22 protein-coding genes are annotated in these 19,735 nt (G+C 71.9%); 7 read left to right on the top strand and 15 right to left on the bottom strand.

The window, feature by feature from the left end:
• Genes DC432_RS00880 through DC432_RS00860 form a run of 5 tightly spaced genes read right to left on the bottom strand, consistent with a single transcriptional unit; the run spans position 1 to position 5,246 of the window.
• Positions 1–654: a potassium transporter Kef gene (locus DC432_RS00880; RefSeq protein ID WP_116536287.1), complete on the bottom strand. Its 654-nt coding sequence runs from the start codon at positions 652–654 to the stop codon at positions 1–3.
• Positions 651–2,222 carry an AAA family ATPase gene (locus tag DC432_RS00875; RefSeq protein WP_116536286.1) on the bottom strand — a complete coding sequence of 524 codons (1,572 nt, stop codon included), beginning with the start codon at positions 2,220–2,222 and terminating at the stop codon, positions 651–653. Before DC432_RS00875 ends, DC432_RS00880 begins: the two co-directional genes overlap by 4 nt.
• 9 nt (positions 2,223–2,231) lie before the next feature.
• Complete coding sequence (locus DC432_RS00870; RefSeq protein ID WP_116536401.1) at positions 2,232–3,302, bottom strand: AAA family ATPase; 1,071 nt, start codon at positions 3,300–3,302, stop codon at positions 2,232–2,234.
• Positions 3,295–3,903: a nicotinamide riboside transporter PnuC gene (pnuC, locus tag DC432_RS00865; protein WP_108318915.1), complete on the bottom strand. Its 609-nt coding sequence runs from the start codon at positions 3,901–3,903 to the stop codon at positions 3,295–3,297. Before pnuC ends, DC432_RS00870 begins: the two co-directional genes overlap by 8 nt.
• A 47-nt stretch (positions 3,904–3,950) precedes the next feature.
• Positions 3,951–5,246, bottom strand: coding sequence for a chloride channel protein (locus DC432_RS00860; protein WP_116536285.1), 1,296 nt, complete (start codon positions 5,244–5,246; stop codon positions 3,951–3,953).
• Positions 5,247–5,325: 79 nt separating this feature from the next.
• Between DC432_RS00860 and DC432_RS00855 the strand changes: the two genes are divergently transcribed.
• Positions 5,326–6,525: a pyridoxal phosphate-dependent aminotransferase gene (locus DC432_RS00855; RefSeq protein ID WP_116536284.1), complete on the top strand. Its 1,200-nt coding sequence runs from the start codon at positions 5,326–5,328 to the stop codon at positions 6,523–6,525.
• Positions 6,526–6,600: 75 nt separating this feature from the next.
• On the opposite strand, the gene DC432_RS00850 is transcribed toward DC432_RS00855, so the two are convergent.
• The 4 genes from DC432_RS00850 to DC432_RS00835 all read right to left on the bottom strand — a co-directional run bounded on the left by DC432_RS00850 (position 6,601) and on the right by DC432_RS00835 (position 9,469).
• Positions 6,601–7,737, bottom strand: coding sequence for a UDP-N-acetylmuramate dehydrogenase (locus DC432_RS00850; RefSeq protein WP_116536283.1), 1,137 nt, complete (start codon positions 7,735–7,737; stop codon positions 6,601–6,603).
• Positions 7,737–8,141: a MaoC/PaaZ C-terminal domain-containing protein gene (locus DC432_RS00845; RefSeq protein ID WP_116536282.1), complete on the bottom strand. Its 405-nt coding sequence runs from the start codon at positions 8,139–8,141 to the stop codon at positions 7,737–7,739. The genes DC432_RS00850 and DC432_RS00845 overlap by 1 nt, the downstream gene beginning before the upstream one ends.
• Positions 8,138–8,587, bottom strand: coding sequence for an FAS1-like dehydratase domain-containing protein (locus DC432_RS00840; RefSeq protein WP_116536281.1), 450 nt, complete (start codon positions 8,585–8,587; stop codon positions 8,138–8,140). The genes DC432_RS00845 and DC432_RS00840 overlap by 4 nt, the downstream gene beginning before the upstream one ends.
• Before the next feature lie 84 nt (positions 8,588–8,671).
• On the bottom strand, positions 8,672–9,469 hold the full coding sequence (locus DC432_RS00835) for a sulfite exporter TauE/SafE family protein (RefSeq protein WP_116536280.1): 798 nt from the start codon (positions 9,467–9,469) through the stop codon (positions 8,672–8,674).
• 343 nt (positions 9,470–9,812) lie between these two features.
• Here DC432_RS00835 and DC432_RS00830 point away from each other — a divergent pair, with 343 nt between their 5' ends.
• A complete protein-coding gene (locus tag DC432_RS00830; protein ID WP_108318899.1) occupies positions 9,813–10,448 on the top strand; it encodes an NADPH-dependent F420 reductase in 636 nt (211 codons plus the stop codon).
• Positions 10,449–11,190: 742 nt separating this feature from the next.
• Here the strand turns inward: DC432_RS00830 and DC432_RS00820 are convergent.
• The 6 genes from DC432_RS00820 to DC432_RS00795 form a co-directional block, all read right to left on the bottom strand.
• The gene (locus DC432_RS00820) at positions 11,191–12,351 is read right to left on the bottom strand and encodes a cystathionine gamma-synthase (protein WP_116536278.1); all 1,161 of its coding nucleotides are present in this window, start codon (positions 12,349–12,351) and stop codon (positions 11,191–11,193) included.
• Complete coding sequence (locus tag DC432_RS00815) at positions 12,348–13,352, bottom strand: pyridoxal-phosphate dependent enzyme (RefSeq protein WP_116536277.1); 1,005 nt, start codon at positions 13,350–13,352, stop codon at positions 12,348–12,350. Before DC432_RS00815 ends, DC432_RS00820 begins: the two co-directional genes overlap by 4 nt.
• A 147-nt stretch (positions 13,353–13,499) precedes the next feature.
• Positions 13,500–14,348, bottom strand: a complete 849-nt coding sequence (locus DC432_RS00810) for an SDR family oxidoreductase (RefSeq protein WP_116536276.1) — start codon at positions 14,346–14,348, stop codon at positions 13,500–13,502.
• A 69-nt stretch (positions 14,349–14,417) separates the two neighbouring features.
• On the bottom strand, positions 14,418–14,738 hold the full coding sequence (locus DC432_RS00805) for a hypothetical protein (protein WP_116536275.1): 321 nt from the start codon (positions 14,736–14,738) through the stop codon (positions 14,418–14,420).
• Positions 14,735–15,316, bottom strand: a complete 582-nt coding sequence (locus DC432_RS00800) for an Asp23/Gls24 family envelope stress response protein (protein ID WP_133177862.1) — start codon at positions 15,314–15,316, stop codon at positions 14,735–14,737. Before DC432_RS00800 ends, DC432_RS00805 begins: the two co-directional genes overlap by 4 nt.
• A complete protein-coding gene (locus tag DC432_RS00795; RefSeq protein WP_116536273.1) occupies positions 15,313–15,855 on the bottom strand; it encodes an RNA polymerase sigma factor in 543 nt (180 codons plus the stop codon). Before DC432_RS00795 ends, DC432_RS00800 begins: the two co-directional genes overlap by 4 nt.
• A 121-nt stretch (positions 15,856–15,976) precedes the next feature.
• On the opposite strand from DC432_RS00795, the gene DC432_RS00790 reads away from it, so the two are divergent.
• From DC432_RS00790 to DC432_RS00770, 5 genes are all read left to right on the top strand, one after another.
• Positions 15,977–16,390 carry an Asp23/Gls24 family envelope stress response protein gene (locus DC432_RS00790; protein ID WP_116536272.1) on the top strand — a complete coding sequence of 138 codons (414 nt, stop codon included), beginning with the start codon at positions 15,977–15,979 and terminating at the stop codon, positions 16,388–16,390.
• A 132-nt stretch (positions 16,391–16,522) separates the two neighbouring features.
• Positions 16,523–17,365, top strand: a complete 843-nt coding sequence (locus DC432_RS00785) for an NAD-dependent epimerase/dehydratase family protein (protein ID WP_116536271.1) — start codon at positions 16,523–16,525, stop codon at positions 17,363–17,365.
• A 34-nt stretch (positions 17,366–17,399) separates the two neighbouring features.
• Positions 17,400–17,690, top strand: a complete 291-nt coding sequence (locus tag DC432_RS00780) for a hypothetical protein (RefSeq protein WP_108320266.1) — start codon at positions 17,400–17,402, stop codon at positions 17,688–17,690.
• A 76-nt stretch (positions 17,691–17,766) separates the two neighbouring features.
• Positions 17,767–19,176, top strand: a complete 1,410-nt coding sequence (locus DC432_RS00775; protein WP_116536270.1) for a dihydrolipoyl dehydrogenase family protein — start codon at positions 17,767–17,769, stop codon at positions 19,174–19,176.
• A gap of 12 nt (positions 19,177–19,188) precedes the next feature.
• Positions 19,189–19,735: TetR/AcrR family transcriptional regulator (locus DC432_RS00770; protein WP_133177861.1), on the top strand; the 547-nt coding region annotated here is incomplete at its 3' end.

Raw genomic sequence — 19,735 nt, 5'->3', positions numbered from 1 at the left:
TCACGCGGACTCCGCCACGTGGACCCCGGCCAGGTAGGACTCCGAGAAGGTGACGAGGGATGCCGTGGCCCCACCGCCCCGGGGCGCGGCGGCGGTCGGCTCCGCGGGGAGCTCCGTCAGCCTCGACCCCCAGACATCGGCGTCGACTCGCCACCACCGTCGCGCGGTGCGCACGGCGAAGGCGCCCGGCTCGGCGAGCGACCGGGCATCGGCCGGGGGCGCCGTCCACGCGCCGCCGAAGCCCGCGAAGCCGCCGATCGCGCACACGTACCCGCGGCTCGCCGTGCGGCCGGGCCACCAGAACCGATCGATCCGCTGACGGTCGGTGAAGGCCCGCAGATCCGCCTCGGCGAGACCGAGCGCGGCCGCCGCGGCCGGTGGCGGGACGTCGACGATGCGGGCCAGCGCGTCGTCGCGCAGCCCCAGGACGCCCGCGCGCCACCCGGCGATCCCGGCGAGCGTCACGACGAGGTCGACGGGTGCGTCGGCGGCGAGCTGCGCCTGCCCGGCGGCGAGCGCGTGCCCAAAGCGAGCCGCCGATCCACCCGCCGCCACCACCGCGGTCGCGGCGCGGTCGAGGTCGAGACCGGGCACCGGCGTCGGCACGCCGCGCGGGGGCTCCACGTCGGCCTGATGACCGGGGCGACGGATCACGCGCGCCCCTCGACCCACCGAAGGTAGGCGGTGTAGCGCTGGTGCAGGTACTTCAGGGCGGTGAGGTCGTCGAAGTCGCGGCCGTAGAGCTTGCCCGTCGTCGACATCGCGCGCAGACGCGCCTCGATCGAGGTCAGCCGGCGCGACGCCTCGACCGCCGAGACCCCGTCGAGGCCGGCATCCAGCTGCGTCAACAGGTCGCGCACCGGATCCTCGGCGCCCCGGCCGAGGGCGTCGTACTGACGGCACGACTCGGCGAAGACGTCGCTCAGCCAGCTCATCGTGTCGGTCGACAACTCGCGCTCGACGCCCACGTCGAATCGCGGGTGCGTGGGGTTGGGCAGGAGTTTTCCGCGCAGGACGAAGGGCACCATCGCCGCGACGTCGGCGAGCGAGACCGCGTCGCGCCCCCGGAACCACGCCACGGCCTTTGCGTAGACGATGAGGGTCTGCAGCGCCCGCACCGACAGACCGTTCAACGTCTGCGCGCCGAGATCGGCCATCAGATCCGCTCCGGAATTCGCCTCGATGGTCTCGGCCACGCGCCCGCCCGCGGTGGTCACGGTGTCCTTCGTGCGGTACTCGAACCGGCGCCCCCCGCCCTGGACGAACTCGAAGTGGCTGAGGAAGAACTCCAGGCGTCGTCGCACCTCGGCCGGCACCGGCACCGCCCGGATCGCCGCTCGCATCGCGGTCTGCTCGTCGGGGCCGAAAACCAGCTCGGCCGGAACGTGCTCTTCGGGCTTCTCGCCCGCCTCGACGCGCGTGATGAGCTCGTCGAGGAACCGACTGTTGAAGCCCGCCGCCGGCACCGTCACGTCCATGCGGTCGCGCAGCGCCTGGATGACCGGGAAGGTCCCGCCGCCCGCGTCGTCGTTGGCGGTGAAGAACCAGCTCTCGACGCCCTCCGCCGGGGCGGTGCGCCGCATCTGGTCGTGACTCTCGACGTACCCCTCGGCCACCATCGTCAGCAGCGCCGACTGGGTCTTGGTGGGGATGCGGTTGTATTCGTCGACGATCTTCACCGGTCGCGAGAGCCAGTCGCGCCACGCGACGCCCACCTCGGCGAGACTCGACGCGTTCATCAGGTCGCGGGGAAGGGGGATGCCGACCAGATCGCTGATCGTGAGCTGCGGCTGACCCTGCTGCACGCCGCGCCGCACGTCGTCGGGCGTCGACCCCGACAGGACCCCCATGAGCACGGCGACGGTCGTTTTGCCACGCCCCGGACCGCCGATGAGCAGACACCTCCCGCCGACGGCGAAGCTCAACAGCGGCAGCAGCACGTTCGACGAGAACGACGGTTCGCTCGGCAGGGTCAGCTCGGCCCCGGCATCGCCCAGGGTGAAGGCCAACGGCGCCCCGCTCGAGAACTCGACGTCGTAGTAGGGCGAGATGACGGCGCGGTTGACGATCCAGTAGTAGGTCTGCCGCAGCTTCTCGTCGAGGGGCACGGCCGACGCGTCCGGCGGCGAGCGGAACAGATCCTCCGCGGTGAGCGGGGCGACCCCGTCGACGACGCCCGAGGTGGTGGGTGACTGCGAGAGCCTGTGCCAGCGGTCCGCCATCGCGCCAGCCTAACCGGCCGCCCGCCGCTGCAGCTCCTGCTGCTCGGCGTACGGCCGCCCCTCCATCGGGGCCGCGAACGAGCTCGCGTCCGCCACCGCCCGACGGATGGCGGGCAGAGCGGATGCCACCCGCTCGGCGACCGAGCCGCGCACCTCGAACCACGGCACGGGCTGGGCCGCGAGCACCTCGCGGAAGCGTTCCTGCATCCCCGCGCGGATGTGCTCGCCGTCGCGCATCCCGTCCTGGACGAAGGGGATCTCGTCTCCGGTGAGGATGTACAGCGCGGGGCGGTGAGCGGCGGCCCGCGCGAGGATCCGCGGCGCCGGAGAGCCCACGTAGCGTTCGTGCCACAGCGCCGTGGCGAGCACGTCCGTGTCGCACACCAGCACCGGTCGCGGGGCGCGGCGCGCGGCATCCCGTTCCCACGCGATCTGACGGTCGACGACGAGGTCGAACTCGTCGCTGCGCCACGGAGCGTCCAGTCCGCCCTCGCGCGTCACGCTCAACTCGCGGCCGTACTCGGGGACCCACAGCGTGCCGAGTTCGGCGGCGAGCGCCTCGGCGAGCGTGGTCGACCCGGTCGATTCGGCTCCGAGGACGACCACGCGGGCGATCAGATCGGCACGCACCGCGGGCGAGAGCTCGTGCCAGTGGGCGTCCGGATCCGCGCGGATCGCCGTGCCCGACACCGGGTTGAGCCGCCGGCCCGGATCGACCTGCTCCCACGCGGCACCGAGACGGCGCGCCAGCTCGGCCCCGTACTCGTCGGAGGTGAAGACGACGTCGACCGGCTCGTCGACGAGACCGGCGATGGTCGCGGTATGCGCCTGCCACGCGGTGTCGGAGGCGAAATCGACCGGGGTGTCGTCGAGCAGGTCGACCACGCGCACGGTCGGGTGGTTCTCCCGCACCCAGGCGGCCCGCCGCTCGAGCGGGATGGACTCGACGGATGCCGCGATCACCTCGACCGTCACGCGCTCGCACGCGCGCACCGCCGAGCGGATGAGATGGTCGTGACCCACGTGCAGGGGGTAGAACTTGCCGACCACCACCCCGTGGCGGTACCGGCGCTCAGGCACGCGCGTCGGCCGGGATCCCGGCATCCGTCGACTCGCGTTCCACGCGGCGCCACGAGCGCAGACCACCGACGCAGAGCACGACGAACAGGGCGTAGAGGGCGGCGATGATCCACAACCCGGTCGCGATCGACAGCGCGACGAAGGCGACGTCGACGCCGATCCAGACCCACCAGTTCTCGATCCATTTGCGGTTCAGCATGTACTGCGCCACGAGACTCGCCGAGGTCGTCGCGGCGTCCGCGAGAGCGACCTGCGAATCGGTGAAGACCGTGAGGACCACGGTCAGCACGGCGGTGCCCGCGAGGGCCGCGACGACCAGCCAGGGGACGACGCGACGGGGCGTGCGCGCGACGTACTCCCGGTCGTGTTCGACGCCGCGCGTCCACCGCAGCCAGCCGTGCACGCCGAGCACCAGGTAAACGATCTGCAGTGCGGCGCTCGCATAGAGCCCCGCGGGCACGAAGACCGCGAGGAAGACGAGGTTGTTGGCGATGCCGATCGGGTACGTCCACACGTTGCGCCGGGCCGCCAGGAGGACGCAGGCGGCCCCCGTCGCGAAACCCAGGATCTGCGTCCACTCGGCCAGAATCCACTCGATCACCCGTCGAGCCTAGGGCGAGGCGCGCGCCGATCCCGCGCACCCGTCCGCTACGGACGCGCGGGGTCGATCGGGGCGAACCCGCGCAGGCTCTCGCGCGAGGTCAACCGCGAGGCGACGAGCGAGCCCGCCACGGCCAGGAAGATTGGCAGCAGCAGGTCGAAACCCGTGTTCGTGAACTCGATGATGAGCGCGATCGCGGTGAACGGGGCCCGCATATTGGATGCCAGGAACGCCGCCGCCGCGACGATCGCCAGCGCCGTGCCGTCGGCGCCGGGCCAGACGAAGGCCCACCCCGCCGCCGCGGCGGCTCCGAGCGCCGCACCGATCGCGACCGAGGGCTGGAGGGTTCCGCCGATCGCGCCGGCGCCGAGAGAGACCGCCGTGGCGACGTAGCGCATCACCGCGAGAGCGAGCAGCAGCAGGGCGGGTTGCGAGAGGTCGAACCCGGCCGTCGCGAGGGCCCGACCGTTTCCGAGGAGGAGGGGGAACGCCGCGCCGAGGGCACCGACGGCCGTGAAGGTCAGCGGCAGGACGACCAGCAGCTTCCAGCCCTCGGGCCGGAAGCGCGACAGCTTCTTCGTCACCGCCGAGAAGCTCGTCGCCCCCCACCCCATGAGGGGACCGATGAGGACGGCGGCGACGATGAGCGACGCGTTCACCTCGAGCGCCCCCACCGTGTAGAGCGAGCCGTCGCCCACGAGCGGACGTGCGACGAGCGTCGCGACCGTGCTCACGGTCAGGGCGACCACGGCCGCGCCGACACTGAACTGCGCCAGCAGGATCTCGACGGCGAAGAGCGCGCCCGCCAACGGCACGTTGTACACCGCGCCGAGACCCGCGCCGGCGGCCGAGGCGATGAGGATGCGGCTCCACCGCGCGTCGAGGCGGAACCACCGCACGATCTTCGACCCCGCCATGGCCGAGAGCTCGCGGGGCGCGACCTCTTTGCCGATCGCGGCGCCCATGGCCACCGACCCCACCTGCAGGACGGTGTCGACGAGGGTCTCCCACCACGGCATCCGCGCCCCGTCCACACCCTGCTCGACGGTGGCGATCCTGCGACCGAAACGGCGCAGCAGGTACCAGCCCACCGCCGCCACGACGCCCGCGCCGCCGACCGTGACGATCGGCAGCCACCAGACCTCGGGGTAGGCGAGACCGTCGAGGAAGGGGCCCTCTTCGTGACCCCAGACGAGGTGCTCGAGGCTGTGCACGATCCACACCAGCAACAGCACGGCGAGTCCCGTGGCGACCCCGGCGACGAGCGTCGCGAGGCCGAGGCGGACGAGGGTGCCGAATCCGCGACGTCGGGAGCGCACGGGTGGAGCAAGGGGGGCGGTCACCCGGCCACGTTAGTGGAGCCGTGTTTCGGAGTCGTCACGACCCTCGGCCCGTGAGGGCGGAAATACTAGGCTCGGTCCCGTGACCTCCCGTGCTCCGCTCTCCCGCAAGCTGTCCGCCATCGCCGAGTCCGCGACCCTCAAAGTCGACGCCAAGGCCAAGGCCCTCCAGGCCGCCGGCCGTCCCGTCATCTCGTACGCCGCCGGCGAGCCCGACTTCGCGACGCCGTCCTTCATCGTGGACGAGGCGGCGAAGGCGCTGCAGGACCCCAAGAACTACCGCTACACCCCCGCCGCGGGCCTGCCCGTGCTGCGCGAGGCGATCGCCGCGAAGACGCTGCGCGACTCGGGCCTCGAGGTGTCGCCCTCGCAGGTCATCGTGACCAACGGCGGCAAGCAGAGCGTGTACCAGGCGTTCCAGACGGTGGTGAACCCCGGCGACGAGGTGCTGCTGCCCGCCCCCTACTGGACCACCTACCCCGAGGCCATCGCCCTCGCCGACGGCACGCCCGTCGAGGTGTTCGCCGGCGCCGACCAGGACTACAAGGTCACCGTCGCCCAGCTCGAAGCCGCCCGCACCGACAAGACCACCGTGCTGGTGTTCGTGTCGCCGTCCAACCCCACGGGCTCGGTGTACACCCCCGAAGAGACGGCTGAGATCGGTCGCTGGGCGCTCGAGCACGGCATCTGGGTCGTGACCGACGAGATCTACCAGAACCTGACCTACGAGGGCGTCGGCGCCGTGTCGATCGTCGAGGCCGTGCCCGAGCTCGCGGCGCAGACGATCCTCGTCAACGGCGTCGCGAAGACCTACGCCATGACCGGCTGGCGCGTGGGCTGGATGGTGGGACCCGCGGATGCCATGAAGCTCGCCGGCAACCTGCAGTCGCACCTGTCGAGCAACGTCAACAACGTCGCGCAGATCGCCGCCGCGGCCGCGCTGAACGGCCCGCAGGACGAAGCCGAGCAGTTCCGCCTCGCCTTCGACCGCCGCCGCCAGCTGATCGTGTCGGAGCTGTCGAAGATCGACGGCGTCGAGGTGCCCAACCCGCTCGGCGCGTTCTACGTCTACCCCGACGTGCAGGGCCTGCTGGGCCGCGAGTGGGGTGGCGTCACCCCGACGACCTCGCTCGAGCTGGCCGACCTCATCCTCCAGCAGGCCGAGGTCGCCGTGGTCCCCGGCGAGGCCTTCGGCCCGAGCGGCTACCTGCGCCTGTCGTACGCCCTCGGTGACGACCAGCTCCTCGAGGGTGTACAGCGCCTCCAGCGCCTGTTCTCCTGACCCTCCCCCGCGCGAGTCGCCGGAACGTTTCGCACTGACGGCAAATCCCGGCGACTCGCGCGGCCGGGGGCGCGCCTACAGCTCGACGTTGACCAGGACGGGCTCGGGCTGCAGCAGCAGACCGAACTCGGCCTGCACCCGCTGCTGCACGAAGCGGGCGAGCTGCGCGATCTCGGCGGCGGTCGCCTCACCGCGGTTCGTCAACGCGAGGGTGTGCTTGGTCGACAGCCCGGCGCGCGAGCGGGGAAAGCGGAACCCGCGCGACAGCCCGGCGTTCTCGATGAGCCACGCCGCGCTCACCTTGACCTCGCGCCGCTCGACCGGGGGCGGGGGCAGGATGCCGTCGAACGCGGCGAGCGGGATGACGGTCACCGGATCGATCTCGGGCGCCATCGGCCACTTCGGGCACGCCTCGGGAAGGGTGCGGGCGAAGGACTCCGACACGATCGCGTTCTGGAAGAACGACCCCGCGCTCCAGGTGTCGGGGTCCTCGGCGTCGAGCACCATGCCCTTGCGCGCGCGGGTCGCGAGCACATGGTCGCGGATCCAGCGCAGCGACACCGCCTCGTCGGCATCCAGTCCGAGAGCTCCGCGCAGCTGCGCACCGGCGATCGGACGCGCGTCGTCGCCGACGCGTTCGAGCTCGAACGTCGCCGACAGGATCACCGCAGGACGCTCGGGAACCGAGCCGTAGTGGTGCTTGAAGACCGAGGTGCGAAAGCCCAGACCCAGCTCGGCGGCGGGGACCGTCGAGACCTCGCCCGTCGACTCGTCGAGCAGCTCGACCTCGACGAGCGTCTGCACGACCTCCTGTCCGTAAGCGCCCACGTTCTGCACGGGAGCCGCGCCCACGGTGCCCGGGATGCCGGACATGGCCTCGACGCCGGCGTAGCCGCGCGCGACGGTCTCGGCGACGAAGGCGTCCCAGTCGTGGCCGGCCTGCACGCGCAGCCGGACGGTGTCGGGCCGCGAACCGGGGAGTTCGTCGATGCCGGTGGTCCGCACGCGGATGACGGTGCCGTCGAACGGCTCGTCGCCCACGAAGAGGTTCGATCCCCCGCCCAGCACGAACCACGCGCCGCCCTCGGCCCAGACTTCGCGGACGGCGGCGACCAGTTCGTCGGTCGTCGTCGCCTCGATGAGGCGGGCGGGCTGACCGCCGGTGCGCAGCGTCGTCAGCCGCGCGAGCGGGACGGCATCGACCTCGGGCATCAGCGCACCCGCACCCGCACCTGCGCCTTGCCGAGCACGGTGGTCTCGGCGAACGTCACGGTGAGGTCGATGCGGGCGGTCTCGTCGTCGACGGCGCCGACCTTGGCGCTCACGTGCAGGTCGGCCCCGGTCTCGGGATCGACCACGACGGGACGCGTGAAGCGGACGCCGTACTCGAGGATCCGGCCGGAGTCGCCCAGGGCCTCGCCGAGTGCGCCGACGGCGATGCCCATGGTGAGCATGCCGTGCGCGAGGACGCCCGGCAGCCCGACGGCGGCGGCGACGTCGTCGCGGTAGTGGATCGGGTTGAAGTCGCCCGAGGCCCCGGCGTAGCGCACGAGGGATTCGCGCGTGAGGTGGACGGAACGCTCGGCGATGACCTCGCCGACGGTGAACGCGCTCATGCTCCGGCCTCCCCCGCGAGCAGGACGCTCGTGGTCGTGACGACGTGGGCGCCGTCGGCATCCACGATCTCGGCTTCGCTGGTGATCATGGCGTTGCCGCCCATGGAACGGATGCCGGTAACCGACAGCGTCGCAACCAGCTCGTCGCCCGCGACGATGGGGCGGCTGTAGCGGAATCGCTGTTCGGCGTGCACCAGGCGGGACAACTCGATGCCGGAGTCGGGGTCGCCGAGCAGCTGCTGCAGCGTGAGGTCCTGCACGACCATCGCGAACGTGGGCGGAGCCACGACGTCGGCGTACCCGAGCGCGCGGGCGGCCTCGGGGTCGGTGTGCTGGGGGGCGTCGGCGAAGACCGCGCGGGCGAACTCGCGCACCTTCTCCCGGCCGACCAGGTACGGCGCGGTCGGCGCGAAGGCACGACCGACGAGTTCAGGATTCACGGGCACCGGCTCAGTCTACCGAGGGCGCGGTGTCGCGCCCCGGCTCGCGGAATGCCGGCGCGGGAGGGCGCGGCCCGCGAGAACCGTCGCTCAGCGCTGGTGCCGACCGCGCACGGCCTTGACGGCGATCTGCGTGGCGATGAAGACGAGGAAGATCGAGAACAGCACGTTGGCCACGAACGGATCCACCGCCTTCGCGATCTGCGCCCCCACCGCGGTCGTGGCGCACGCGGCGACGCCGACGCACAGCGCGGCGCGAAGGTCGACGTTGGAGCGCCGCAGGTTTCCCACGGTCCCGGACACGGCGGTCGGGATCATCATCAGCAGCGAGGTGCCCTTGGCGACGAGGTCGCTGGTGCCGAAGAGCAGCAGGAGGGCCGGAACGACGACGATCCCCCCGCCCACCCCGAGCAGCCCCGCGAGGATGCCGGTGACGACGCCGAGCAGCGCGAGGCCCGGGCCGGTGAGCCAGGTCAGTTCGAGGGCGGCGTCCCGCGAGGGGATGACGAAGTACAGGCTCACGATGACCGCCAGCAGGAACGTCACGAAGGCCCATCGCAACGCCGTCTGCGAGAGCTTGGGCAGCAGCCAGGTCCCGATCTGCGCGCCGCCGACCGCGCCGGCGGCGAGGATCAGGGCGGGGATCCACGCGACGTGACCGTCGATGGCGTAGGTGACGACGCCGACGGATGCCGTGGGCACGATCGCCGCGAGCGAAGTGCCGGCCGCGAGTCGCTGATCGAAGCCCAGCAGCAGCACCAGCAGCGGCACGATCACGGTGCCGCCGCCGACGCCGAACAGTCCCGACATCAGGCCGGCGAGCAATCCGACGCCCACGCAGACCAGGTACAGCCGGGCGGTGCGGGGCGGGCGGGTGTCGGTCGTCATGGTGTCCTCTGATAGCGGCCGGGCGGGGGCGGCCGACAGACCAGTCTCCCACCCGGTGGACGTCGGGCGTCACGACAGACGCCCGGAGAAAAGAAAGCGGCCCCCGGTGGTCCGAAGCCGCGTCCACCGGGGGCCGTCGCCCTCACAGGTCAAGCAGGACGGTGACCCGAACACCGGACTGCGACCACTCGCGTGAGGGTGCGACAGAAGAAACGATAAGCACCCCTCCCCCTCGCCCGGGACCGGTTGACACTGATAACTAGAACTGCTAACTATTTAGACCGATGAACTCTTGGTAGCGCTCCCGGGAATAGTCGCCCCGCCGCCGCGGTTCCGGTCGCTCATGACAACCGTAGGAATCATCGGAGCAGGAAACATCGGCTCGGCCCTCGCGAAGGGCTTCGCGCAGAACGGCTACGACGTCGTGATCGCGAACTCCCGCGGCCCCGAGACCCTGAGCGACCTGGTCGCCGAGGTCGGGTCGCGCGCTCGCGCCGCGACCGCTCAGGAAGCGGCCGAAGCCGGAGAGATCGTCGTCGTGACGGTGCCGCTGAAGGCCATCGACGACCTCCCCGTCGCCCCGCTCGCCGGCAAGACCGTGCTCGACACGAACAACTACTACTTCGAGCGCGACGGCCGCATCGCCGAGCTCGACGAGAAGAAGACGACCACCTCCGAGATGCTGCAGCAGCGCCTGCCCGACTCGGTCGTCGTCAAGGCGTTCAACCACATCCCCGCCGCGGACATCCTGACCGACGGCGCCCCCGCCGGCAGCGAGAACCGACGCGCCCTCGCCACCTCGGCGGACACCGACGAGGCCGTCGCCCTCGTGACGCGCATCTACGACGAGTTCGGTTTCGACACCGTCAACGTCGGACCCCTGTCCGAGAGCTGGCGCGTCGAGCGCGACCAGCCCGCGTACGTCGTCCGTCAGAACGCCGACGAGCTGACGCAGAACCTGGCCCGCGCCGAGCGCTGAGCTCCGCCGCCGGGCGTCCGGCGCTGGGCGCCGGGCGTCGGGCGGTGAGCGCTGGGCGTCGGGCGCCGGGCGTCGGGCGCCGGGCGTCGGACGCTGGGCGCCAGCGCCTGGGGCTGAGCTCCGGCGCCGGGCGCCCCGCGCCGTGCGCCAGGACAGCTCGATAAACGCTCTCCGTGCCGAAACACGCCGCGCTGCCGCGTTCCTCGGCACGAACAGCGTTTATGGGCGACGTTGACGCGTCGCCCCGCCGGTCAGAGCGCGGCAAGCGCCTGGTCGACATCGGCGCCGGGCGCCCGGCGCCGGGCGCTGGGCGCTGGCACGCCTCGATAAACGCTCTCCGTGCCGAAACACGCCGCGCTGCCGCGTTCCTCGGCAGGAAGAGCGTTTATGGATGCCGTTGACGCGGCACCCCGGCGATCAGTGCGCGGCGAGCACCTGGTCGACGTCGGCGTCCGGTGCCGTGCGTCCGGTGCCGTGTGTCCGGTGCCGTGTGTCCGGTGCCGTGTGTCCGGTGCCGTGTGTCCGGTGCCGTGTGTCCGGTGCCGTGCGCTGGGCGCACGGCGCCGGGACACCTTGATAAACGCTCTCCGTGCCGAAACACGCCGCGCTGCCGCGTTCCTCGGCAGGAAGAGCGTTTATGGATGCCGTCGACGCGGCGCCCCGACCTCGACGGCCGACGACGGCATACAGATGCCGTCGACGCGGCGCCCCGACGTCGACGGCCGACGACGGCGCCCCGCGGTCAGAGCGCGGCGAGCGCCTGATCGACGTCGGCGACGAGATCCTCGACCGACTCGATGCCCACCGACAGGCGCACGATCGTCTCGGGAACCGCCAGCTCGGTCCCGCGCACCGAGGCGTGGGTCATGGCATCCGGGTAGTTCACCAGGGACTCCACACCGCCGAGCGACTCCGCGAGCGTGAACAGGCGGGTCGACTCCGCGAAGCGGCGGGCGGCTGCGGCGTCGGCGAGCTCGAGAGAGACGATGCCGCCGAAGCCTCTCATCTGCCGCGCGGCCAGCTCGTGACCGGGGTGCGAGGGCAGTCCCGGGTAGTACACCGTCGCCACGCGGTCGTGCGCGAGCAGGTGCTCGGCCACCGCCTGCGCGTTCGAACTGTGCCGCTGCATGCGGACCGCGAGGGTCTTGATGCCGCGCGTGGTCAGGTACGCGTCGAACGGACCCGACACCGCGCCCGCGGCGAACTGCAGAAACTGCACCTTCTCGGCCAAGCCGGCGTCGGCGAACGCGAGCGCGCCCCCGACGACGTCGCTGTGGCCGCCCAGGTACTTGGTCGCGGAGTGCACGACCACGTCGGCACCCAGCGAGAGCGGACGCTGCAGGGCCGGCGACGCGAAGGTGTTGTCGACGACCACCAGGGCACCGGCCGCGTGGCCGAGGCGGGCGAGACCCTCGATGTCGGTGATGCGCAGCATCGGGTTGCTGGGCGTCTCGACCCAGACCATCTTCGGCGCGCGCTCCTGGATAGCGGATGCCACGGCATCCAGATCGCTCATGTCGACCACCCGCAGCTTCACACCCCACGGGCCGAGCACCCGAGCCAGCAGGCGATAGGTGCCGCCGTAGACGTCGTTTCCGAGCAGGACCTCGTCGCCCGGGACGAGGGCCGCGCGCAGCAGGGCGTCCTCGCCCGCGAGGCCCGAGGCGAACGACAGGGCGCGTGCCCCGCCCTCGAGGGCCGCGATCTGGGTCTCGAGCGCCGTGCGGGTGGGGTTGCCGCTGCGCCCGTACTCGTACCCGCCGCGCAGACCTCCGATGCCGTCCTGCGCGTACGTCGTCGAGACGTGGATCGGCGGGATGACCGCGCCGGTGGTCTCGTCGGGCGCCTGGCCGGCGTGGACGGCGAGGCTGTCGAAGCCGCGGGCGGCGTCGTGGGTGCTCATGCGGAGTGCTCCTCGGTGGTGGGGGGAAGAAGGGATGCCACGGCCTCGACCTCGTAGCCGCGCGCGGTCATCCATTCGTCGTCGAAGATCTTGCTGAGGTAGCCGCGCCCGTGGTCGGGCAGGACCACCACGACCACGGCGTCGGCGGGGAGCTCCCGCGCCACGCGCAGTGCGCCCACGACCGCCATGCCGCTGGACCCGCCGACGAGCAGGCCCTCTTCGCGGGCGAGGCGGCGGGTCATCGCGAACGACTCGGCGTCGGAGACGCGCTCGTACGCGTCGACGAGGGTGGGGTCGAACGCCGGGGGCCAGAAGTCCTCGCCGACGCCCTCGACGTCGTAGCCGTGGATGTCGTCGCCCGAGTAGATCGACCCCTCGGGGTCGACGCCGACGATCCGCACCGACGACCCGGCGACCTCGCGCAGGTAGCGTCCCGTGCCGGTGATGGTGCCGCCGGTTCCGACGCCCGCGACGAAGTGCGTCAGCGCACCGTCGGTGTCGCGCCAGATCTCGGGACCGGTGGTCTCGTAGTGGCTGCGGGGGCCGTTGGGGTTGGCGTACTGGTTGGGCTTGAAGGCCCCCGGGATGTCGCGCACGAGCCGATCGCTGACGCTGTAATACGACCGCGGGTCGTCGGGTTCGACGTTCGTAGGCGTGACGACGACCTCGGCACCGTAGGCGCGCAGCACCGCGCGCTTGTCCTCGGCGACCTTGTCGGGCACCACGAACACGCAGCGGTACCCGCGCTGCTGCGCGACGAGGGCGAGTCCCACCCCGGTGTTACCGCTGGTGGGCTCGACGATCACGCCGCCGGGTCGCAGGTGGCCGTCGCGCTCGGCCGCGTCGACGATGTTCGCGGCGATGCGGTCCTTCGCCGAGCCTCCGGGGTTGAAGTATTCGATCTTCGCGAGCACGGTGGCGGCGATGCCGTCGGTGACGCGGGAGAGGCGGACGAGGGGGGTGTCACCGACGAGGTCGGCGACGCTCTGGGCGTAACGCACGGTGTGATCCTGTGGGGTCGATGCGCCGGAACGGCGCGGCTGACGGGGTCGTCGAAGAAGAACGCGGGGGCGTTCAGCGACAACAGCGACAGGTCAGCACGCGGCCAGCATACCCGAGGGATCGGCCGGTCGCGCCCGCGCGGCCGATCACGCGACCGCGCCGAGGAACTCCTCGAAGCTCTGCGCCGGGCGACCGGTCACGCGCTCGACGTCGTCGGAGACCCCCGCGAGGTCGCCGCTGGCGATCGCGGTGTAGGTGCTGACCCACGCGTCGACCTGCCAGCGCGGCGCGCCGAAGGCGGCGCGCGAGGCGTAGGCCTCGTCGACCGTCTCGTCGTGGAAGCGCACCGGGTGCCCGCGGACGGCCGAGATCTTCTCGGCGACCTCGGCCAGGCTCAACGCCTCGGGGCCGGTCAGGTCGTAGGCGGTGTCGGCGTGCGCGGCGGGATCCCGCAGCACCGCGACCGCGGTGGCGGCGACGTCGGCGCGCGAGACGAGCGAGCAGCGGCCCTCACCGGCCGGTCCGCGGATGACGCCGTCGTCCCCCGCGAAGAGCTCCATCATGTCCATGTAGAAGTTGTCGCGCAGGAACGTCCACGACATGCCCGATGCCCGGATGATCTCCTCGGTCGCGGCGTGGTCGCGCCCCAGCGTGAAGACCGCGTCGGGCGCGGCCGCGAGGAACGACGTGTAGACGATCGACCGGACGCCCGCGGACGCGGCCGCCTCGACGAAGGTGCGGTGGTGCTCGACGCGGTCGGCGGTCTCGGACGCCGAGACCATCAGCAGGGTGTCCACGCCCTGCAGGGCGGCGCGGACGGCATCCCCCTCGGAATAGCGGGCGACGTGCACCTCGGCACCGTCCAGGCGGGGAGCGCGCGAGGCGTCGCGCACCACCAGTCGCTGCGGGATGCCGCGGGCGGCGAGATCGCGGGCGACACGACCTCCGACGGCTCCGGTGGAGCCGGTGACGGCGACGACGGGCGACTGGGACATGCGGCCTCCGGGACGAGTGGGCGGTCCTCTCAGCGTAGGACCTGGCCGCCGCCGTCGGCCGGGAACCGGCTAAGAAGCCGGAACGATCAGGCGAGACACGCGCACGCGCACGCTCGAGGGCGTCTCGTCGTCGCCCGCGCCCCGCGCCGCCGCGGCCACGGCCGCCGCCACGGCCGCCGCATCGTCGTCGCGCGAGACGCCGATGCACACCGTGATCGCCCGGGCTCCGGCGGTCTCGTCGACCGCGGTCAGCGAGCCGTCGGCGTCGGTCACGTGCTCGAACGCCCGCGCCACGACGGGACGAGCGGAGTACACCTCGCGCACGCCCTCGACCGCGGTGACGGCCAGATCGATGCGCGGGGCCAGTTCGGCCGCGGTGATGGTGGTCATCGGTCTTCCCCCTCGTCGATGTGGACGTCGCCGACCGTCACGTCGACCCGGCCCACCCTCAGATCGCCGTGCTGTTCGATCGCGGAACGGATGCCGTCGCGCATCTGCTCGACGACGGCGGCCATCGGCCGCCCGAAACGCACGCTCACGGTCACGCGGACGTCGAGCGGGGCCTCGGGCTCGGCCTGATCGACGCGCACGCGCCCGACGAACAGACCGTCGATGCCGTCTCCGACGCTCCGGATCAGCTCGTAGAGCGCCCCCTCGGTCACCACCAGTTCGGTGCCGTCCGCGGTGCGCGCGAGGGGGATGTCGCGCCCCGCGCGGAACTCGCGCATGACCTCGCGCATGATGTCGTCGTACCAGGACTCCGCCAGGGGCTCGGCCGCCTGCTCCTCGACGATCTCTCGGGAGAGGCGCCCCATCCGGTCCATGGACGCCAGGATGGCCTGGCACTCGGCGTTGCGCTCGATCGCGGGGATGCGGGGGGTGCGTCCGCGGTCGAGGTAGGCCGAGAGGTCTTCGAGGGAGTAGCCGGAGCCTCCGATGTCGTCGCCGTTCTCGCTCATCATGGTCACCTCCACTCCTGCATGCGTTCCAACACGGTCTTTCGGGCACGGGCGAGACGACCGCGCACGGTCGCCGCCGATTCGCCCACCTCGACGGCGATCTCGTCGTAGCTGTGACCGCCGACCTCGCGCAGCACCCAGACCACGCGCAATTCCTCGGGCAGATCGGCGAGAACCCTCTTGAGGGCGTCCAGCTGCGACGACGCCACCGCGGCACGCTCCGGGTCGTCCTTCGCGGACACCATCTCTTCGTCGATCTGATCCGAGATCTTCCGCGAGCGCATCCGATCGGTGACCTTGCGCGAGACGATCGTCGTCAACCAGCTTCGCACCTTCTCGGGATCGGTCAGGTCCGGCAGACGGCGCCACGCCGTGATGAGCGCCTCCTGCACGCAGTCGTCGGCGTCCGCGCGCGAGCCGGTGAGGCGCGTCGCGAAGGCGACGAGGAAGGGGGCGTGCCGGCGCACGAGGACGCCGAACGCGAGTTGGTCGCCGTCGGCCGCGCGCGACGCGAGAAAGGCGTCGGTGGCGGAAGACAAAGAGGGCATCGCGGTTCCTGTCAGCAATCTTTCAGCGACGGGTCGTGACGTTTCACGAACCCGTCCCGTCCACATAGCGAAACACCCCGGTACGTCTTCGGTCCGGGATCTTGACGAAAGGACGCTCCTCATGGCAAACACCACCTCCTCCACCGACGCCCGCGCCAACGGCGGCAAGACCGTCATCGTCGACCCCGTCGTCGCCAAGGTCGCCGGCATCGCCGCGGCCGAGGTTCCCGGCGTGCACGCCCTCGGTGGCGGCGCGGCCCGTGTCATCGGCAACATCCGCCAGGCCGTGGGCTCGAAGGACTACGCCCAGGGCGTGAGCGTCGAGGTCGGCGAGACCGAGGTCGCCGCCGACATCGCCATCCAGGTCGACTACCCCGAGCGCATCCAGCGGGTCGCCTCGAACGTCCGCGCGGCCGTCGAGAAGGCGATCAGCGAGATCGTCGGCATGAAGGCCGTCGAGGTCAACGTGACGGTGGTCGACGTCTTCATCCCCGGCGACGACGACGACGAGCAGGAGGAGGCGCGCGTCCACTGACATGCCGTCCCCGGCCCGCGAGCTGCGGCTCGCGGGCCTTCGCCGTCCCACGACCCGGCGTCAATCCGCTGGGCGATGTCGGAGCCGCCCGCTAGCCTCGGCGGCATCCTCCCTCTCACCCCCAGGAGTCCCATGCGCATCGCCCTCACCGGCTCGTCCGGCAAACTCGGCACCGTCGTCGCGCGCGAACTGCGCGCCGCGGGCCACGACGTGATCGGCCTCGACGTGCGCGGCGAGCGCGGTCCCGGCTTCGTCCAGGTCGAGCTCACCGACTACGGGCAGGTGATCGACGCCCTCGCGGGCGTGAACGACCAGCATCAGGGATTCGACGCGGTCGTCCACCTGGGCGCGATCCCGGCGCCCGGCATCCGCTCCGACATCGCGACCTTCCACAACAACATGACGAGCTCGTTCAACGTCTTCTGGGCGGCCGTGCGGCTCGGCATCCGCCGCATCGTCTACGCGTCCAGCGAGACCGTGCTGGGGCTGCCCTTCGACGTGCCGCCGCCCTACATCCCGGTCGACGAAGAGTACGCACCGCGCCCCGAGTCGGTGTACTCGCTGGTCAAGACCCTCGAAGAGCGCCTGGCGACCGAGCTCGTGCGCTGGCACCCCGACCTGTCGGTCACCGCACTGCGGTTCTCGAACGTCATGGTGCCCGAGGACTACGCCGAGTTCCCCTTCGACGCCGACGCCCGCACCCGCAAGTGGAACCTGTGGGGCTACATCGACGCCCGCGACGGGGCCCAGGCGATCGAGCGCGCCCTGCAGACCGCTCCGGCGGGCTTCGACACCTTCATCATCGCCGCGGCCGACACCGTGATGACCCGGCCCAACGCCGAGCTGGTGGCCGAGGTGTTCCCCGACACCCCCGTGCACGGCGACCTCGGCGAGAACACGACCCTGCTGTCGATCGACAAGGCGCGACGCCTGCTGGGCTACGACCCGCAGCACTCCTGGCGCGACGAGCGCTGACCCCGGCCCGGCGGGGGCGTGACAGACTCGGCGGATGGATGCCGAGAACCCCACCACGCCCCCTCCGGCACCGCACGACGACGAGCCCGTGATCCCGCTGCCCACCGCGCACGAGAAAGAGGTCAGCTACCTCGCCCGCAGCGGTGCGGTGGTGACCCTGCGTCTGATCGACACGGGCCGCTTCGAGGTCAAGCTCGACACCCGCGGCGACTACACCGCCGTGCTGCTCTTCGACGGCGAGACATTCGCGCTGCACCCGGCACCCGGCGTGCACGCGATCGGCGGCACGGGTCTGACCGCCACCGATCTGTACGAACGGTTCTGACCCGCGCGCGCAAGCCCCGCCGTCAGCCGGGTCGCCCCGGTTTGACTGGGGTCCTCGACTTGCCGGGAGGACCACCGTGAGCCACGACGCCGACACCTACGACATCGCCGTGATCGGCGCGGGCCCGGCCGGAACCGCCGCCGCCCTGCGCGCCGCCGAACTCGGCGCGTCGGTGGTGGTCCTCGAGGCCGGGCGCGTGGGCGGCACGTGTGTCAACACCGGGTGCGTCCCCACGCGGGTGCTCGCCAAGGCCGCGCGTCTGATGCGCGAGACCCGCTCCGCCGATGACTACGGCATCGTCGTGGACGAACCGCGCGTGGACTGGACGGCCGTCGTCGCGCGCGTGCACGAACGGGTGGATGCCGTGCGCTCCATCAAGCGCGAGGCCGAGCGTTTCGCGGCAGCCGGCGTCGACCTGGTGCACGAGGGCCGCGCGCGCTTCGCCGACGACCACACGCTCGTCCTCGACAGCGGCCGCCGCGTGCGCGCCGAGTCGATCCTCGTGTGCGTCGGCGGACACTCGCGCCGCCTGCCGATCCCCGGCGCGGAGCTGGCCACCGTCCCCGAGGACGTCCTGTCACTGTCCGAGCTGCCGGACCGCGTCGCCGTGATCGGCGCGGGCAACACCGGGGCGCAGCTCGTGACGGTGTTCCGCTCCTTCGGCTCCGAGGTCACGCTGCTCGACGTGGCTCCGCGGGTGCTCATGGCATCCGATGCCTCCATCTCGCGGGCGATCGCCGAGGCCCTCACGGGTCACGGCGTCGACGTGCGCACCGGTATCGACACGGTCGAGCGTCTCGACCGGCAGGACGACGGGTCGATCCGACTCACCTGGCGCGAGGGCGGGGACGCCCGCACGGTCGATGTCGACGTCGTCGTCATGGCGACCGGGTGGCCCGCCGACGTCGAGGACCTGGGCCTCGAGAACGCGGGCGTCGAGGTGGAGCGCTCGGCGATCCCCGTCGACCGGTACTTCCGCACGATCGTGCCGCACATCCTGGCGGTCGGCGACGCGAACGGCCGCGACATGCTCGTGCAGGCGGCCCAGTTCGAGGGCGAGGCGGCGGCCGAGAACGCCGTCCTCGGCGCCAACCGGCGCACGCCCCATCACCTGCTGCCCGCCGGCGGGTTCACCGACCCCGACTACGCCGGAGTCGGCCTGACCGAGGAGCAGGCGCGCGACCGCGACCCCTCGTGCGTCGTCGCGACCGTGCGGTTCGCCGCGCTGGATCGCGCGGTCATCGACGATCGCGAGAACGGCTTCCTCATGCTGATCGCCGACCGGCGTCGCGAACTCGTCCTCGGCGCGCACGCCGTCGGCGAGAACGCGGTCGAGGTGATCCAGTCGGTCACCACGGCGATGGCCGCCGGCATCGACGTGGCGACGCTCGCGGGGGTCCGCTTCGCGTACCCGACCTACAGCGCGGTGATCGGCAACGCGGCGCGGGCGCTCCTGCACGCCGACGCCCCCGCGCTGCTGGAGTGACACACTGAGACCGTGACCGCCGCCGATCCCGTCCCGACGACCGCGCCCGCCGGCTCCCCCGCCAAGCGGGGACGCCCCGGGTACGACCGCGACGGCATCCTGGACGTGGCCGTCCAGCTGTTCAATGAGCAAGGGTACGACGCCACGAGCGTGTCGGACCTGGCCCGCCGTCTCGGCCTGACCAAGTCCGCGCTTTACCACCACTTCTCCTCGAAGGAGGAGCTGCTCTCGGTTGCGCTCGAGGCGGCCCTGGGCGGTCTCGAGGCGGTGCTGGACCAGCCCGCGGCCCGTACCGGAGCGGCATCCGACCGCCTGCGGTTCGTCCTCACCGGCGCGACCGACGTCCTGGTCGCGCAGCTGCCCGCGGTGACCCTGCTGCTGCGCGTGCGCGGCAACAGCGCGGTCGAGCAGGCTGCGCTCGAGCGCCGGCGCGTCTTCGACCATCGCGTCACGGCCCTCGTCGCCGCGGCGCAGGCCGAGGGCGAGGTCCGCGACGACGTCGACGCCGCCGTCGCCGCGCGCCTGCTGTTCGGCATGATCAACTCGGTCGTGGAGTGGT

Source organism: Microbacterium testaceum (assembly GCF_003075375.1).
Classification (GTDB): domain Bacteria; phylum Actinomycetota; class Actinomycetes; order Actinomycetales; family Microbacteriaceae; genus Microbacterium; species Microbacterium testaceum_E.
Note: the sequence above shows the minus strand (reverse complement) of the source record. Positions and strands in the feature narration are given on the sequence as shown.

Bases quoted from the DNA above. Each gene is read 5' to 3' on its own strand.
- DC432_RS00790 (WP_116536272.1), top strand. From the start codon at position 15,977: ATGGCAAACACCACCTCCTCCACCGACGCCCGCGCCAACGGCGGCAAG.
- DC432_RS00875 (WP_116536286.1), bottom strand. From the start codon at position 2,222: ATGGCGGACCGCTGGCACAGGCTCTCGCAGTCACCCACCACCTCGGGC.
- DC432_RS00780 (WP_108320266.1), top strand. From the start codon at position 17,400: ATGGATGCCGAGAACCCCACCACGCCCCCTCCGGCACCGCACGACGAC.
- DC432_RS00820 (WP_116536278.1), bottom strand. From the start codon at position 12,351: ATGAGCACCCACGACGCCGCCCGCGGCTTCGACAGCCTCGCCGTCCAC.
- DC432_RS00810 (WP_116536276.1), bottom strand. From the start codon at position 14,348: ATGTCCCAGTCGCCCGTCGTCGCCGTCACCGGCTCCACCGGAGCCGTC.
- DC432_RS00850 (WP_116536283.1), bottom strand. From the start codon at position 7,737: ATGCCCGAGGTCGATGCCGTCCCGCTCGCGCGGCTGACGACGCTGCGC.
- DC432_RS00785 (WP_116536271.1), top strand. From the start codon at position 16,523: ATGCGCATCGCCCTCACCGGCTCGTCCGGCAAACTCGGCACCGTCGTC.
- DC432_RS00835 (WP_116536280.1), bottom strand. From the start codon at position 9,469: ATGACGACCGACACCCGCCCGCCCCGCACCGCCCGGCTGTACCTGGTC.
- DC432_RS00830 (WP_108318899.1), top strand. From the start codon at position 9,813: ATGACAACCGTAGGAATCATCGGAGCAGGAAACATCGGCTCGGCCCTC.
- DC432_RS00795 (WP_116536273.1), bottom strand. From the start codon at position 15,855: ATGCCCTCTTTGTCTTCCGCCACCGACGCCTTTCTCGCGTCGCGCGCG.
- DC432_RS00845 (WP_116536282.1), bottom strand. From the start codon at position 8,141: ATGAGCGCGTTCACCGTCGGCGAGGTCATCGCCGAGCGTTCCGTCCAC.
- DC432_RS00805 (WP_116536275.1), bottom strand. From the start codon at position 14,738: ATGACCACCATCACCGCGGCCGAACTGGCCCCGCGCATCGATCTGGCC.